We start from the raw sequence: 12,554 nt of genomic DNA on the forward strand, positions 1-12,554 counted from the left end.
TTTACATTTGTTATCAATTGATGCAAGTGTTTGCAAACACAGTAAAAAGAGTAGCAGTAAAGTTAAATTAGGCGCACTCCTGGAAGAGGTGTTTGAGATATAGCATAAACTTATACAAGTAGCCGTTGTTGCCAGTCAGGCAATAACACCACACAGCAGCAGGCTGCATTGATGGAGGAAGACCATGAACAAAAACAAATGGCTAATTATGATCGCAGCATTGCTGCCGTTAAGCAGCATGGCGAATACCTTGAACAGCACTAACGACCCGAATCAGCCCGGCTACAACCCGAGCCAGCAGCGTATGCAGTCGCAAATGCAGAATCAGCAGCAACAGCAGAAGCGCAAGCTGCAGCAGGATCAACAGCAGCAGAGCCAGGACGTGCAGCGCAAAGTGCAGGAACAGCGGAACAGTGCCCAGCAGCAGGTGATTCAATCGCAGCCGGGCCAAAAACAGCAGCAAAACTAGCGGAAATCAGGACCAATAATGTCGATGCTATCGGTGCAGATGGCGTCGACGCCCCAGCTCAGCAGCTCGCGCGCCCGTGCGGGCTGATTCACGGTATACACCAGAATATGCAAACCGGCCGCTTTCAGCTGCGCGGTGCGTTCGGCATCGAGTAATTTGTGATTAAGGTGGATCGACACGCAATCCAGTGCCGCAGTGAGCGCCTGCCAGTTGTCAGGCCACGTATCCAGCAGCAAACCACGCGGCAGCTCTGGTGCCGCCTGCATTGCCGCTTCCAGCGCCGCGTAAGAGAACGAGGATAGCAACGGCGCCGTTTGTCCTTGCCACAGTTCACGCGCGGCCAGCGCCACGTTGCGGCCGGTTTCAACGTCTTTACCGGTGGTCGGTTTGATCTCGATGTTCGCCATCATCTGATGCTGGCGGCAACGTTCTGCCACTTCGCTCAGCAGCGCCAGCGGCTCGCCTTCATAATCACGGCTAAACCAAGCGCCGGCATCCAGCTGTGACAACTTGTGCCACGACAGATCGCCGGCCACGCCCCAGCCATTGCTGGTGCGATCGAGCGTGTCATCATGCAGCAGGAAAATTTGCTTATCTTCCGATAGCTTGGCATCAAACTCGATCATGGTATGACCGTGCTGCGCGCCGACATCAATCGCCGCGAGGGTATTTTCCGGGGCCAGTTTACCGCCCCCGCGATGCGCAACAATGTGCGGATAAGGCCAGTTGTGTTGACTCATTCCAGACGCTTTCCATAGGTTGAATCGAAGAAGTGTAACGCATCTGACGGCAGATGCAGCCATAAGGTGCTGCCCGCCTGCGGACGTTCGCTGTGCGGCAAACGCACCACCATGCGCGCGTTGCCAATGCGGCCATGCGCCAGATTATCGGCACCGAGCATCTCCAGCGTCTCGACCACCAGCGGAATACCGCCGGCATCGCGACTGCTGAGCTGAATATGTTCCGGGCGAATGCCGAGCGTTAGCGGGCGGTTGGCCCATTTGGCTTTACTCTCACCCAGCAACAAACTGTTAAGTGCATCCAGCGTAAAGCGCGTGCCATCGCTGTTGATTTGACCCGGCAGCAGGTTCATGGCCGGCGCGCCGATAAAGGAGGCAACAAACTGGCTGGCCGGACGTTCGTAAACTTCCACCGGCGTACCCACCTGCTCCACCACCCCTTTGTTCATCACCATCACGCGCTGCGCCAGCGTCATCGCCTCAACCTGATCGTGCGTCACATAGATGCTGGTGGTTTTCAAGCGGCGATGCAGCTGTTGCAGCTCCAGACGCATCTGCACGCGCAGGCGCGCATCCAGATTCGATAAAGGCTCATCAAACAGGAACACCGCCGGTTCACGTACGATGGCGCGGCCCATCGCCACGCGTTGACGTTGTCCGCCCGACAGCTCGCGCGGACGGCGATGCAGCAGATGATCCAACTCCAGGCTGCGCGCCGCGTCCATCACCCGCTGCGCGATCTGCACTTTGCCCATGCCGCGAATTTTCAGGCCATAGGCCATGTTTTCGCCCACCGTCATATGCGGATAGAGCGCGTAGTTCTGGAACACCATGGCGATGCCGCGATCTTTCGGCTCCATGTTGGTGACGCGTTTGTCGTCGATATAGATATCGCCAGACGTAACGCGTTCAAGCCCCGCCACCATGCGTAGCAGCGTCGATTTGCCGCAGCCGGAAGGCCCCACCATCACCATAAATTCGCCATCGTTGATGGTGATATTCAGTGGCTGAATGATCTGATTTTTGCCGTCATACGATTTGGTAACGGTCTGAAGGGTTACGCCTGCCATTTATTTATCACTCTCCACCAGGCCACGCACAAAGGCACGTTGCATCACAAGTACCACCACCACCGGTGGAATCAGGGTTAATAACATTGCCGCCATCACTTCATTCCATTGCGTTGGGCCACCGCTGGTGTTGATCATGCTTTTCACTCCCGCTACCGCGGTGCTGAGGCTGGCGTCGTTGATGATCAGCAGCGGCCACAGATACTGGTTCCAACCATAAATAAAGGTGATCACAAACAGCGCGGCGAGATTGGTTTTGGATAGCGGCAACACGATGTCCCAGAAGAAGCGCATCGGGCTGGCGCCGTCAATACGCGCCGCCTCTATCAGCTCGTCCGGCAGCGACATAAAGAACTGGCGGAACAGGAAGGTGGCGGTAGCGGACGCCATCAGCGGCAGCGTCAAACCGCTGTAGCTGTCGAGCATATTCAGCGTCGAAATCACTTCCACCGTCGGGAAAATACGCACTTCAACCGGCAGCATCAGCGTGATGAAAATCAGCCAGAAAAACAACGAGCGCAGCGGGAAACGGAACCACACCAGCGCGAAGGCGGAGAGCATTGAGACGGTGATTTTGCCGACGGTAATGCCGAGCGCCATCAGCAGGCTGTTAAGCATCATCATGCCAAATGCCGGACCATTGCCGTTGACGCCGTGCGTCCAGATGCGCGAGATGTTCTCCCACAGATGCGATCCCGGTACCAGCGTCATTGGCACCTGATACACCGCCTCGTTATCCAGCGTCGCCGCCACAAAGGCGATATAAAGCGGGAACAGAATGGTCAGCACGCCCAGCACCAGCAAGGTATGGCTGAAGATATCCAGCCCGCGTCGATTCTCAATCATTGGTATTGCACCTTACGCTCGACAAAGCGGAATTGCAGGATAGTCAGGCCAATCACCAGCAGCATCAGCACCACCGACTGCGCAGCGGAGGAGGAGAGATCCAGCCCGGTGAAGCCTTCGCGGTAGATTTTGTAGATAAGCGTAGTGGTCGCCTGTACCGGGCCGCCGCCGGTTGCGGCATCGATCACCGGGAAGGTATCGAAGAAGGCGTAAACCAAATTCACCACCAGCAGGAAAAAACTTACCGGCGTAATCAGCGGCAGCGACAAATTGAAGAAGCGGCGCACCGGACCGGCACCGTCAATCGCAGCGGCTTCCACCAGCGATTTGGGAATTGACTGTAACGCCGCGAAGAAAAACAGGAAGTTGTAGCTCATTTGCTGCCAGATCGACGCCAGTACAATCAGGAACATCGCCTGGCCGCTGTTTTGCGCATAGTTCCAGTTGTAGCCCATTTGGTTCAGCAGATGGCTGAATAACCCTAGCCCTGGATTGAACAGGAACATCCACAGCACTGCCGCAACCACCGGCGCGACCGCGTACGGCAGCAGCAGCAACGTTTGATACAGCTTACGCAGGCGAATGACGTAATCCACCAGCGCCGCCAGCAGCAGGGAAAAAGTCATGCCGCAAATCGTCACCAGCGCACTGAACTCAATGGTGGTCCAGAACGATGCCAGATAGTATTCGTCATTGAACAGACGCTTAAAGTTCGCCAAACCCACGAAGGTGCTGGAGATGCCAAAAGGATCAATGCTTTGCAGCGAATACCACAGAGCTTCACCGGCGGGCCACAGGAAGAAAATGGCCGTAATCACCAGCTGCGGTAGCACCAGCAAATAGGGCAGAAAACGGGAGCGAAATACGGGGCGCGATGAGGACATAGCAGGCTCAATCAAAGAGAGAAATCGGGGCGAACGCCAAACGTCGGCCCCGAGATAACAGCGTTACTTCACTTGCTGCTCAAAACGGCGCAGCAATTCGTTACCGCGTTTCACCGCGTTATCCAGCGCGGCTTGTGGTGTCTGTTTGCCGGTCCACACGCCTTCCAGCTCTTCATCCACGATGGTACGAATCTGTGGCATATTGCCCAGACGCATGCCTTTGGTGAACGGCAGCGGATCTTTGTTCAGCATTTGACGCGTGGCGATGTCTGCGCCTGGGTTCTTGTCGTAGAAGCCCTGCTGTTTAGTCAGCTCATAGGCGGCGGTGGTGATCGGCAGATAACCGGTTTTCTGGTGCCATTCAGCGGCGATTTCCGGCTGTGCGAGGAACTTCATAAACTCCGCCGCGCCTTTGTAGGTGTTGGCATCTTTGCCTTTCATCACCCACAGGCTCGCGCCACCAATGATGGCGTTCTGCGGGGCGTTCGGTACGGTTTCATCGTACGGCATCATGCCCACGCCGAAGTTAAATTTGGCGTAGTGTTTGATGTCGGCCAGCGAACCGGAAGAGGCGGTGGTGATGCCGCAATCGCCGTTGTAAAACTTGGCGGTGGATTCATCCTTACGACCGAAGTAGGTGAAATCGCCCTTCTTGTTCATCGCTTCCAGCATTTCGATGTGGCGCACCTGCACGGGCTTATTGAATTCCAGTACCGCATCGGTGCCGTCAAAGCCGTTATTTTTACTGGCCACCGGCAGCGCATGCCAGGCGCTGAAGTTTTCAATCTGAATCCAACCCTGCCAGCCGCTGGCGTAACCACAGGTCAGGCCCGCTTTACGCAGCGCTTCGGCATCTTTTGCCAGCTCCTGCCAGGTTTTCGGTGGCTGATCCGGATTCAGGCCAGCTTTTTTGAACGCGTCTTTGTTGTAATAGAGCACCGGCGTGGAGCTGTTGAACGGCTGAGAAATCAGCTGGCCTTTGCTGTCGCTGTAGTAACCCGCAACGGCTGGTACGAACTGCTGCGGATCCATCTGCACGCCAGCGTTTTTAAACACTTCATTGACCGGCACAATCGCTTTCGATGCCATCATGGTCGCGGTACCGACTTCATACACCTGCAGCAGTGCGGGCGCTTTACCCGAGCGCACCGCGGCGATGCCCGCTGCCAGGCTTTGCTCGTAGTTACCTTTGTAAGTCGGGACGATTTTATATTCTGGATGAGCCTGGTTAAAACGTTGTGCCAGAGAATCAACTTCTTTGCCTAACTCGCCTTCCATTGAGTGCCAGAAAGGGATCTCAGTTGCAGCCAGCGTATTACCGCTGAGCGCCAGACCGAGCACGACACTCATCAGGCGGGGACGAAGCGTAAAAGCGGACATAAGGTTTTTCCTGTGCTGTTAGCTACGCGCGAATTCGCGCATTTTTTTGTTCGCGACGTAACATGACACGGGGAAATGACGGATTAATAACAGGTTTATGACGGGGATGTGACAGCGGGATTTGGTTAGGACTGCTGCGTGCTGGTGCCCTCATCCCGGCCCTCTCCCATGGGAGAGGGAGATGTTGCCATATGCAAGCTCGATCGGTTCCCTCTCCTACCTGCGGGAGAGGGAGATGTTGCCATATGCAAGCTCGATCGGTTCCCTCTCCCGCCTGCGGGAGAGGGTTAGGGTGAGGGCAACCGCGGTTACGCGCCTAAATAAGCGCTGCGTACCGCTTCATTGGATAGCAGCGCTTCGCCGCTGTCTTCAAGCACCACGTGGCCATTCTCCAGCACATAACCGCGATCCGCCAGCTTCAGCGCCTGATTGGCGTTTTGCTCGACGAGGAAGATGGTCATGCCCTCTTTGCGCAGTTGCTCAATGGTGTCAAAGATCTGCTGAATGATAATCGGGGCGAGTCCCAGCGACGGTTCATCCAGCAGCAGCAAACGCGGCTGGCTCATCAGCGCACGGCCAATGGCCAGCATCTGCTGCTCACCGCCGGACATGGTGCCCGCGCGCTGTGCTTTACGTTCTGCCAGGCGTGAAAACAGCTGATAGACGCGATCGATACGTTCCTGATACTGCTGCCGCGTAGCGAAGAAGCCGCCCATCGCCAGGTTCTCTTCTACCGTCATACGCGAAAACACCCGGCGCCCTTCCGGCACGATGGCGATCGCTTCACGCATGATTTTCGCCGTTTGCCAGTCGGTAATCTCTTTGCCATCGAAGGTGATGTTGCCGCTGGTGGCGCGCGGTTCACCGCACAAGGTGCCGAGTAGCGTGGTTTTACCCGCGCCGTTGGCACCGATCAGGGTAACGATTTCGCCCTGATTGATGTGCAGATTAATGTTGTGCAGCGCCTGGATCGGGCCGTAATGGGCGCTGACATTCTGCAAGGTTAAAATCGGGTTTGCCATGTTACGCCTCACCTAAATAAGCACGGATCACATCCGGATTGTTACGCACTTCTTCCGGCGTACCGTTGGCCAGCGGCGTTCCCTGATTCACTACGTAAATGCGGTCAGAAATGCCCATCACCAGCTTCATATCGTGTTCAATTAGCAGTACGGAAACCTTGTGCTCACCGCGCAGCTCGGCGATCAGCTCATCCAACTCGTGGGTTTCACGCGGGTTAAGCCCGGCAGCCGGTTCATCCAGCATCAGAATTTCCGGACGCGTTACCATGCAGCGCGCAATTTCCAGACGACGCTGCTGGCCATAAGCGAGGTTGCCCGCCTGGCGGTTGGCGAGATCCAGCAAGCCGATGCGATCCAGCCAAGTGGCCGCGCGATCCAGCGCGTCGCTCTCACCGCGACGGAAAGCCGGGGTTTTGAATAAACCGGAGAACACGCCGCTTTTGAGGTGCTGATGCTGTGCCACCAGCAGGTTTTCAATCACCGTCATTTCGCGGAACAGGCGCACGTGCTGGAAGGTGCGCACAATGCCCATACGCGCAATCTTCTGGCCCGGCAAACCCTGCAGCTGCTGATCGCGCAGTTTGATGGTGCCGCCGGTTGGTTTATAGAAACCGGTCAGGCAGTTGAACACCGTGGTTTTACCGGCGCCGTTCGGGCCAATCAACGAAACGATTTCCTGTGGATGCAGCTCAAGCGCCACATTGTTGACGGCTAACAGGCCGCCGAAGCGCATCATCAGGCCTTCAACGGCTAATAAAGGCTGACTCATGCCTGCTCTCCTTGTTTACTGCTTTTCATCTTCAGATGCGGACGCTTCATTGGCAGCAGACCTTGTGGACGCCAGATCATCATCAGCACCATCAAACCACCGAGCACCAGCATGCTGTATTCGTTCAAATCACGCATCAGCTCGCGCGAAACCACCAGCAGAATGGCTGCGAGGATCACCGCCAGCTGCGAGCCCATGCCGCCTAGCACCACAATCGCCAGCACAAAAGCCGATTCGACGAAGGTGAAGGATTCCGGGCTGACGAACCCCTGACGTGCGGCGAACAGCGTACCCGCAAAGCCCGCAAACACGGCGCTGATGGTGAAGGCTGTCAGTTTGATGCGCGTTGGGCTCAGACCAAGCGAACGGCAGGCGATCTCATCTTCACGCAGCGCTTCCCACGCGCGGCCCAGCGGCATACGCAGTAAGCGGTTGATAACGAACAGCGTCAGCACCACCAGCAGCAGCGCCACCAGATAGAGGAAAATTACACGGTCGCTGGGATCGTATTTCAGGCCAAAGAACTCATGGAAGGTGCTCCAGCCGCCTTCGCTGACCCGGCGGCCAAACTCCAGACCAAACAGGCTGGGCTTGGGAATCTGCGCGATACCGTTCGGGCCGCCGGTGATCGCCGTGTTATTCAGCAGCAGAATGCGTACGATTTCGCCGAAGCCGAGCGTCACAATCGCCAGATAGTCACCGCGCAGGCGCAGCACCGGGAAGCCGAGCAGCAAACCAAAGGCGCCCGCCACCAAACCGGCCAGCGGCAGGCTTTCCCAGAAACCAAAGCCGTAATAGTGGTTGAGCAAGGCAAAGGTGTAAGCGCCGATGGCGTAGAAACCGCCGTAGCCCAGCACCAGCAATCCTGATAATCCCACCACCACGTTCAGACCGAGGCCGAGCATCACGTAGATCAGCGTCAGCGTGGCGATATCCACACTGCCGCGCGACACCAGAAACGGCCAAATCACCGCCGCCGCGATCACCAGCGCCATCAGCAATTTTTGCTTCGGCGTTGAGCCATCAAAACCTGGCAGGACAAACCCTTTGCCGCTGCGTTTGAATTTGCCCTGCGCCAGCGGACGCAGCAGCTGGAAGACAAACACTACCGCACAGCCAATGAAGATCCAGTTCCAGCGTACCGCGCCCGCATTGGCGACCACCAGTTTGGTGCCATCCAAATCGAGGCGTACGCCCATGAAAAAGGTGGCGAGCACCAACAACATCACCGTGGAGATCACGGCGTTGACCAAACCGAGGCGTTTCATACCTTCTCTACCTCCGGACGGCCAAGAATCCCGGTTGGCATCACCAGCAGCACCACAATCAGCAGCGCGAAGGAGACCACGTCTTTGTATTCGGTCGACAGATAGGCCGAGGTCAGCGCTTCGGCAATGCCCAGCACCAGGCCACCAATCATCGCGCCAGGAATGCTGCCGATGCCGCCTAATACCGCGGCAGTGAAGGCTTTCATCCCAGCCATAAAGCCAATGAACGGGTTGATGGAGCCGTAGAATTGACCGAGCAACACGCCCGCCACCGCCGCCATCGCCGCACCAATCACAAAGGTGAGTGAAATAACGCGGTCGGTGTTGATGCCCAGCAGGCTAGCCATTTTCAGGTCTTCTGCACAGGCGCGACAGGCGCGTCCCATGCGCGAATAGCGGATGAACAGCGTCAGCGCCAGCATCGACAGGAAGGTGACAATCCAAATCACCAGCTGCATGGTGGAGAGCGTGGCGGCAAAGCCGTTGCTCTCACCCAGCGTCCATTGGCCGGTGATCAGGCTTGGCAGCGCGAGATCGCGCGAACCCTGCGTCAGGCTGACGTAGTTCTGCAGGAAGATCGACATACCGATGGCGGAGATTAGCGCGATCAGGCGCTTCGACGATCGCACTGGCTTATACGCCACGCGCTCGATGCTCCAGCCGTAGGCGCTGGAGATGATCACCGCCATCACGAAACCGGCGGCAATCATCAGCCACGAAGTATCAATGCCCATCATCATCAGGGCGGCAATCACGATAAAGGAGACATAGCTACCGATCATGTACACCTCGCCATGGGCGAAGTTGATCATGCCGATAATGCCGTAAACCATGGTGTAACCAATGGCGATCAGCGCGTAGGTGCTCCCGAGGGTAACCCCGTTGAACATCTGCTGAATGAAATAGAGAAACTGCTCGGACATAGTGAAGACCTGCTCTGGAGCTGAATAATTCCCTCCCCCGCGTGCGGGAGAGGGAATTTTGGGGGATTACTTAACTGCAGTAGAAGAGCCGTCTTTGTGCCATTTGAAGACACCAAATTCGAAGCCCTTCAGATCGCCTTTCTCATCCCAATTCAGGTTGCCCATCACGGTTGGAACGGCGGCGCCCTCTTTCAGGTTCTTGGCAATCGCATCAGGCTCATCGCTCTTGCTGCGTTCAATCCCCGCCACCAGCGACTGAATTGCGGCGTAGGTGGTCCAGACAAACGGACCGGTGGGATCTTTGCGGTTAGACGCGGTGTTGGCTTTAATCGCATCCACAATTGCCTTGTTCTCTGGCAGCTGGTCATAGCGCTTCGGCAGGGTAACAAACAGGCCTTCCGATGCATCACCCGCGATGTTAGACAGTGAAGCGTTGCCCACGCCTTCTGGGCCCATGAAGCCGGCATTCAGGCCAGCCGATTTTGCCTGACGCAGAATCTGGCCCAGCTCTGGGTAGTAGCCGCCGTAGTAAACGAAATCCACGTTCTCTTTCTTCAGGCGCGCAATCAGCGTGGAGAAGTCTTTATCCCCGGCGGTGATACCTTCGAACAGCACCACATTGCCGCCTTTGGCTTTCAGGGTTTTCTGTACGGATTCCGCCAGGCCCTGACCATACTGCTGCTTGTCATGCACCACAGCGATACGCTTTGGTTTGATGTGATCGAGAATGTAGGTTGCCGCCGTTGGGCCCTGATCGGAGTCCAGGCCGGTGGTGCGCAGCACGTCAGCATAGCCACGCGCAGTCAGCTCGGGTGCGGTAGCGGCTGGGGTAATCATCAGCACGCCTTCGTCGTTATAGATGTCTGAAGCAGGCTGAGTAGAAGAAGAGCACAGATGGCCGATAACGTATTTAATGCCGTCGTTAACCACTTTGTTGGCAACCGCAACCGCTTGTTTTGGGTCACAGGCGTCGTCATATTCCACGCCAACCAGTTTGTCACCGTTTACGCCGCCTTTGGCGTTGATGTCCTTAATGGCTTGCGCTGCACCGGTAAACTGCATGTCACCGTACTGCGCGACCGGACCGGTTGATGCGCCGACGATGGCAATTTTGATGTCTTTCGCCAGTGCCGCGTGGCTCATCGCCAGGGCGACGCAGCCCGCCAATAATGCGCGTCCTTTACTCATTTTCATGCGAACTTCCCCATCAGTTGTGTCGTGTGTGTTGTGATTGGTTTATTTTCTGCCAGTCAAAGAGGAAAACTCATTCTGCAATAATGGGTTAGCGCGCTTTTCTGGCATTTATTGGTAATAAGGCTTTATTTTTCAGGTTATTAAACAGGAACTTTATTCTGTAAATCAACTGACATATTCAGAATTGACTGAGTGGAGCAGCAGAATCGTCTGGTCGTTATGGCCGATTTTTCAGCAGGATACCAGCGCATTATGCTGGCTTTTTCAACGATCATTGATGGCTTACTCCACAATCCTGGCAAAGTGGCTGGCATTCGACCTATTTTCATTGCAAAAAAGTGACAGCGCTCTGACTGTCTAAATTCGCTACACTATCGCCTTTGCACTAGTACAGGTATTAGGTATGAAGCTGACAATCCAGCGCTTAGCATCGTTAACCGCACAGGATCGCATCGATTTAGCTAAAGTCTGGCCAGAAATGGATATTGTGCAACTGGAAGCACAACTCAGCGAAACACAGCGGCTGTATGCCGCGCGTTTCAACGATCGGCTGCTGGCCGCATTACAACTCAGTATTAGCGGCACGCAGGGAAAAATTTTTAATCTCAACGTACGCGAAGTGACACGCCGCCGTGGCGTAGGTCAATATCTGCTGGTAGAGACAATTGCGCAGAATGGTGCGCTGACGGATTGGTGGATTGCCGATGATGGCGACGCCGATCGGGGCGTGCGGGCAGCCTTTATGCAGGCATGTGGTTTTCGCGCGCAGGCTGATGGCTGGGTGCGTTGAAGGGTTTCGTGCGGTGGGTGAAACGGTGCGCATAAATGCGCACCCTACGAAACCGCGCCATTTGTAGGGTCGTCATTCATGGCGACCGATTCGCGCGCAATAAAAAGGGCGACTTTAAAAGTCGCCCCGTTTTTCCGCCTGAAAGTTATCAGGCTTCAATCGCCACACGCAGTTTCTTCATGGCGTTCTTTTCCAGCTGACGCACGCGTTCCGCAGAAACACCGTATTTATCGGCCAGCTCCTGCAGCGTGGTCTTGTTATCATCATCCAGCCAACGGGCGCGGATGATATCCTGGCTGCGTTCGTCGAGGCTCAGCATTGCATCGCTCAGCTTGTCCGCAGCGTGTGCATCCCAGTTATCCTCTTCAATGCCATCGGCAAAGTCAGAGGTTTTATCCTGCAGATACAGCACTGGCGCCATCGCTTTGCCTTCGCCCGCTTCGTCATCAGACGACATGTCGAAGGTCATATCCTGCGCGGCCATGCGCGATTCCATTTCCAGCACATCTTTGCTGCTCACGCCCAGCTCGCGCGCAACCATTTCCACTTCGTCCTGGTTAAACCAACCGAGACGCTGTTTGCTTTTACGCAGGTTAAAGAACAGCTTACGCTGAGCTTTGGTGGTCGCGACTTTCACGATACGCCAGTTACGCAGCACGTATTCGTGAATCTCTGCTTTAATCCAGTGCACGGCAAACGACACCAGACGTACACCGACTTCAGGATTGAAGCGACGCACCGCCTTCATCAGGCCGATGTTACCTTCCTGAATCAAGTCCGCCTGTGGCAAGCCGTAACCGGAGTAGTTACGAGCAATATGAACAACAAAGCGCAGGTGAGACAGGATCAGCGTTTTAGCCGCATCCAGATCGCCCTGGTAATGCAGCCGCTCAGCCAATGCTTTTTCCTCTTCTGCCGTCAGCACCGGCCAGTTGTTGGCAGCCCGGACGTAAGATTCCAGGTTACCCAGAGGAGCAATCGCTAAAGTTTGCATTTCTTTGGTCATTCAAACCCTCACAAATTCAATGGACTTGCTGCACGTTTCCTTGCGCAGACGCTACATTATGTCAACGTTGCGAGAAAACCAGAAGCAATCTGTGCTACTTGGACGACAAAGTTATCCACAAGTTCAATTATAGCAGTGAATATTTTACACACAGATGACGGCGGGGGAAACAGGAGAATTCCTCTGCTCCCAG

The 12,554-nt window shown here is 55.6% G+C and carries 14 protein-coding genes; 3 read left to right on the plus strand and 11 right to left on the minus strand.

Annotation, left to right across the window (positions count from 1 at the left end):
* Positions 1–184 precede the first annotated feature (184 nt).
* The gene (locus AAGR08_RS17210; protein ID WP_097095247.1) at positions 185–469 is read left to right on the plus strand and encodes a DUF2756 domain-containing protein; all 285 of its coding nucleotides are present in this window, start codon (positions 185–187) and stop codon (positions 467–469) included.
* On the opposite strand, the gene ugpQ is transcribed toward AAGR08_RS17210, so the two are convergent.
* The 10 genes from ugpQ to AAGR08_RS17260 all read right to left on the minus strand — a co-directional run bounded on the left by ugpQ (position 466) and on the right by AAGR08_RS17260 (position 10,565).
* On the minus strand, positions 466–1,209 hold the full coding sequence (gene ugpQ, locus AAGR08_RS17215) for a glycerophosphodiester phosphodiesterase (protein ID WP_097095248.1): 744 nt from the start codon (positions 1,207–1,209) through the stop codon (positions 466–468). The two genes, AAGR08_RS17210 and ugpQ, sit on opposite strands and share 4 nt — an antisense overlap.
* Positions 1,206–2,279 (minus strand): sn-glycerol-3-phosphate import ATP-binding protein UgpC, encoded by a 1,074-nt coding sequence (locus AAGR08_RS17220; protein ID WP_345827436.1) that lies wholly within the window; start codon positions 2,277–2,279, stop codon positions 1,206–1,208. The genes ugpQ and AAGR08_RS17220 overlap by 4 nt, the downstream gene beginning before the upstream one ends.
* Entirely contained in the window at positions 2,280–3,125 is an 846-nt protein-coding gene (gene ugpE, locus AAGR08_RS17225) for a sn-glycerol-3-phosphate ABC transporter permease UgpE (protein WP_097095250.1), read from the minus strand.
* Positions 3,122–4,009: a sn-glycerol-3-phosphate ABC transporter permease UgpA gene (gene ugpA / locus AAGR08_RS17230; RefSeq protein ID WP_049851264.1), complete on the minus strand. Its 888-nt coding sequence runs from the start codon at positions 4,007–4,009 to the stop codon at positions 3,122–3,124. Before ugpA ends, ugpE begins: the two co-directional genes overlap by 4 nt.
* Positions 4,010–4,072: 63 nt before the next feature.
* Complete coding sequence (gene ugpB / locus AAGR08_RS17235) at positions 4,073–5,389, minus strand: sn-glycerol-3-phosphate ABC transporter substrate-binding protein UgpB (RefSeq protein WP_345827437.1); 1,317 nt, start codon at positions 5,387–5,389, stop codon at positions 4,073–4,075.
* Between the two features lie 308 nt (positions 5,390–5,697).
* Complete coding sequence (livF, locus tag AAGR08_RS17240) at positions 5,698–6,411, minus strand: high-affinity branched-chain amino acid ABC transporter ATP-binding protein LivF (RefSeq protein WP_097095252.1); 714 nt, start codon at positions 6,409–6,411, stop codon at positions 5,698–5,700.
* A 1-nt stretch (position 6,412) separates the two neighbouring features.
* On the minus strand, positions 6,413–7,180 hold the full coding sequence (livG, locus tag AAGR08_RS17245) for a high-affinity branched-chain amino acid ABC transporter ATP-binding protein LivG (RefSeq protein WP_097095253.1): 768 nt from the start codon (positions 7,178–7,180) through the stop codon (positions 6,413–6,415).
* On the minus strand, positions 7,177–8,448 hold the full coding sequence (locus AAGR08_RS17250; RefSeq protein ID WP_097095254.1) for a high-affinity branched-chain amino acid ABC transporter permease LivM: 1,272 nt from the start codon (positions 8,446–8,448) through the stop codon (positions 7,177–7,179). Before AAGR08_RS17250 ends, livG begins: the two co-directional genes overlap by 4 nt.
* Positions 8,445–9,371 carry a high-affinity branched-chain amino acid ABC transporter permease LivH gene (gene livH, locus AAGR08_RS17255; RefSeq protein WP_097095255.1) on the minus strand — a complete coding sequence of 309 codons (927 nt, stop codon included), beginning with the start codon at positions 9,369–9,371 and terminating at the stop codon, positions 8,445–8,447. The genes AAGR08_RS17250 and livH overlap by 4 nt, the downstream gene beginning before the upstream one ends.
* Before the next feature lie 66 nt (positions 9,372–9,437).
* On the minus strand, positions 9,438–10,565 hold the full coding sequence (locus tag AAGR08_RS17260) for a branched-chain amino acid ABC transporter substrate-binding protein (protein ID WP_061718403.1): 1,128 nt from the start codon (positions 10,563–10,565) through the stop codon (positions 9,438–9,440).
* 192 nt (positions 10,566–10,757) lie between these two features.
* On the opposite strand from AAGR08_RS17260, the gene AAGR08_RS17265 reads away from it, so the two are divergent.
* Together AAGR08_RS17265 and panM are read left to right on the plus strand one after the other, a co-directional pair.
* Positions 10,758–10,907 (plus strand): hypothetical protein, encoded by a 150-nt coding sequence (locus AAGR08_RS17265; RefSeq protein ID WP_176519137.1) that lies wholly within the window; start codon positions 10,758–10,760, stop codon positions 10,905–10,907.
* A 61-nt stretch (positions 10,908–10,968) separates the two neighbouring features.
* Positions 10,969–11,355: an aspartate 1-decarboxylase autocleavage activator PanM gene (gene panM, locus AAGR08_RS17270; protein WP_345827438.1), complete on the plus strand. Its 387-nt coding sequence runs from the start codon at positions 10,969–10,971 to the stop codon at positions 11,353–11,355.
* A 148-nt stretch (positions 11,356–11,503) separates the two neighbouring features.
* Here the strand turns inward: panM and rpoH are convergent, their stop codons facing one another.
* On the minus strand, positions 11,504–12,361 hold the full coding sequence (gene rpoH / locus AAGR08_RS17275) for an RNA polymerase sigma factor RpoH (protein WP_064737937.1): 858 nt from the start codon (positions 12,359–12,361) through the stop codon (positions 11,504–11,506).
* Between the last annotated feature and the right edge of the window lie 193 nt (positions 12,362–12,554).

Source organism: Pantoea sp. BRR-3P (genome assembly GCF_039621635.1).
Lineage (GTDB): Bacteria > Pseudomonadota > Gammaproteobacteria > Enterobacterales > Enterobacteriaceae > Pantoea > Pantoea floridensis.

Bases quoted from the DNA above. Each gene is read 5' to 3' on its own strand.
- ugpE (WP_097095250.1), bottom strand. From the start codon at position 3,125: ATGATTGAGAATCGACGCGGGCTGGATATCTTCAGCCATACCTTGCTG.
- rpoH (WP_064737937.1), bottom strand. From the start codon at position 12,361: ATGACCAAAGAAATGCAAACTTTAGCGATTGCTCCTCTGGGTAACCTG.
- AAGR08_RS17220 (WP_345827436.1), bottom strand. From the start codon at position 2,279: ATGGCAGGCGTAACCCTTCAGACCGTTACCAAATCGTATGACGGCAAA.
- ugpA (WP_049851264.1), bottom strand. From the start codon at position 4,009: ATGTCCTCATCGCGCCCCGTATTTCGCTCCCGTTTTCTGCCCTATTTG.
- AAGR08_RS17250 (WP_097095254.1), bottom strand. From the start codon at position 8,448: ATGAAACGCCTCGGTTTGGTCAACGCCGTGATCTCCACGGTGATGTTG.
- livH (WP_097095255.1), bottom strand. From the start codon at position 9,371: ATGTCCGAGCAGTTTCTCTATTTCATTCAGCAGATGTTCAACGGGGTT.
- ugpQ (WP_097095248.1), bottom strand. From the start codon at position 1,209: ATGAGTCAACACAACTGGCCTTATCCGCACATTGTTGCGCATCGCGGG.
- AAGR08_RS17260 (WP_061718403.1), bottom strand. From the start codon at position 10,565: ATGAAAATGAGTAAAGGACGCGCATTATTGGCGGGCTGCGTCGCCCTG.
- livF (WP_097095252.1), bottom strand. From the start codon at position 6,411: ATGGCAAACCCGATTTTAACCTTGCAGAATGTCAGCGCCCATTACGGC.
- AAGR08_RS17210 (WP_097095247.1), top strand. From the start codon at position 185: ATGAACAAAAACAAATGGCTAATTATGATCGCAGCATTGCTGCCGTTA.
- panM (WP_345827438.1), top strand. From the start codon at position 10,969: ATGAAGCTGACAATCCAGCGCTTAGCATCGTTAACCGCACAGGATCGC.
- livG (WP_097095253.1), bottom strand. From the start codon at position 7,180: ATGAGTCAGCCTTTATTAGCCGTTGAAGGCCTGATGATGCGCTTCGGC.
- ugpB (WP_345827437.1), bottom strand. From the start codon at position 5,389: ATGTCCGCTTTTACGCTTCGTCCCCGCCTGATGAGTGTCGTGCTCGGT.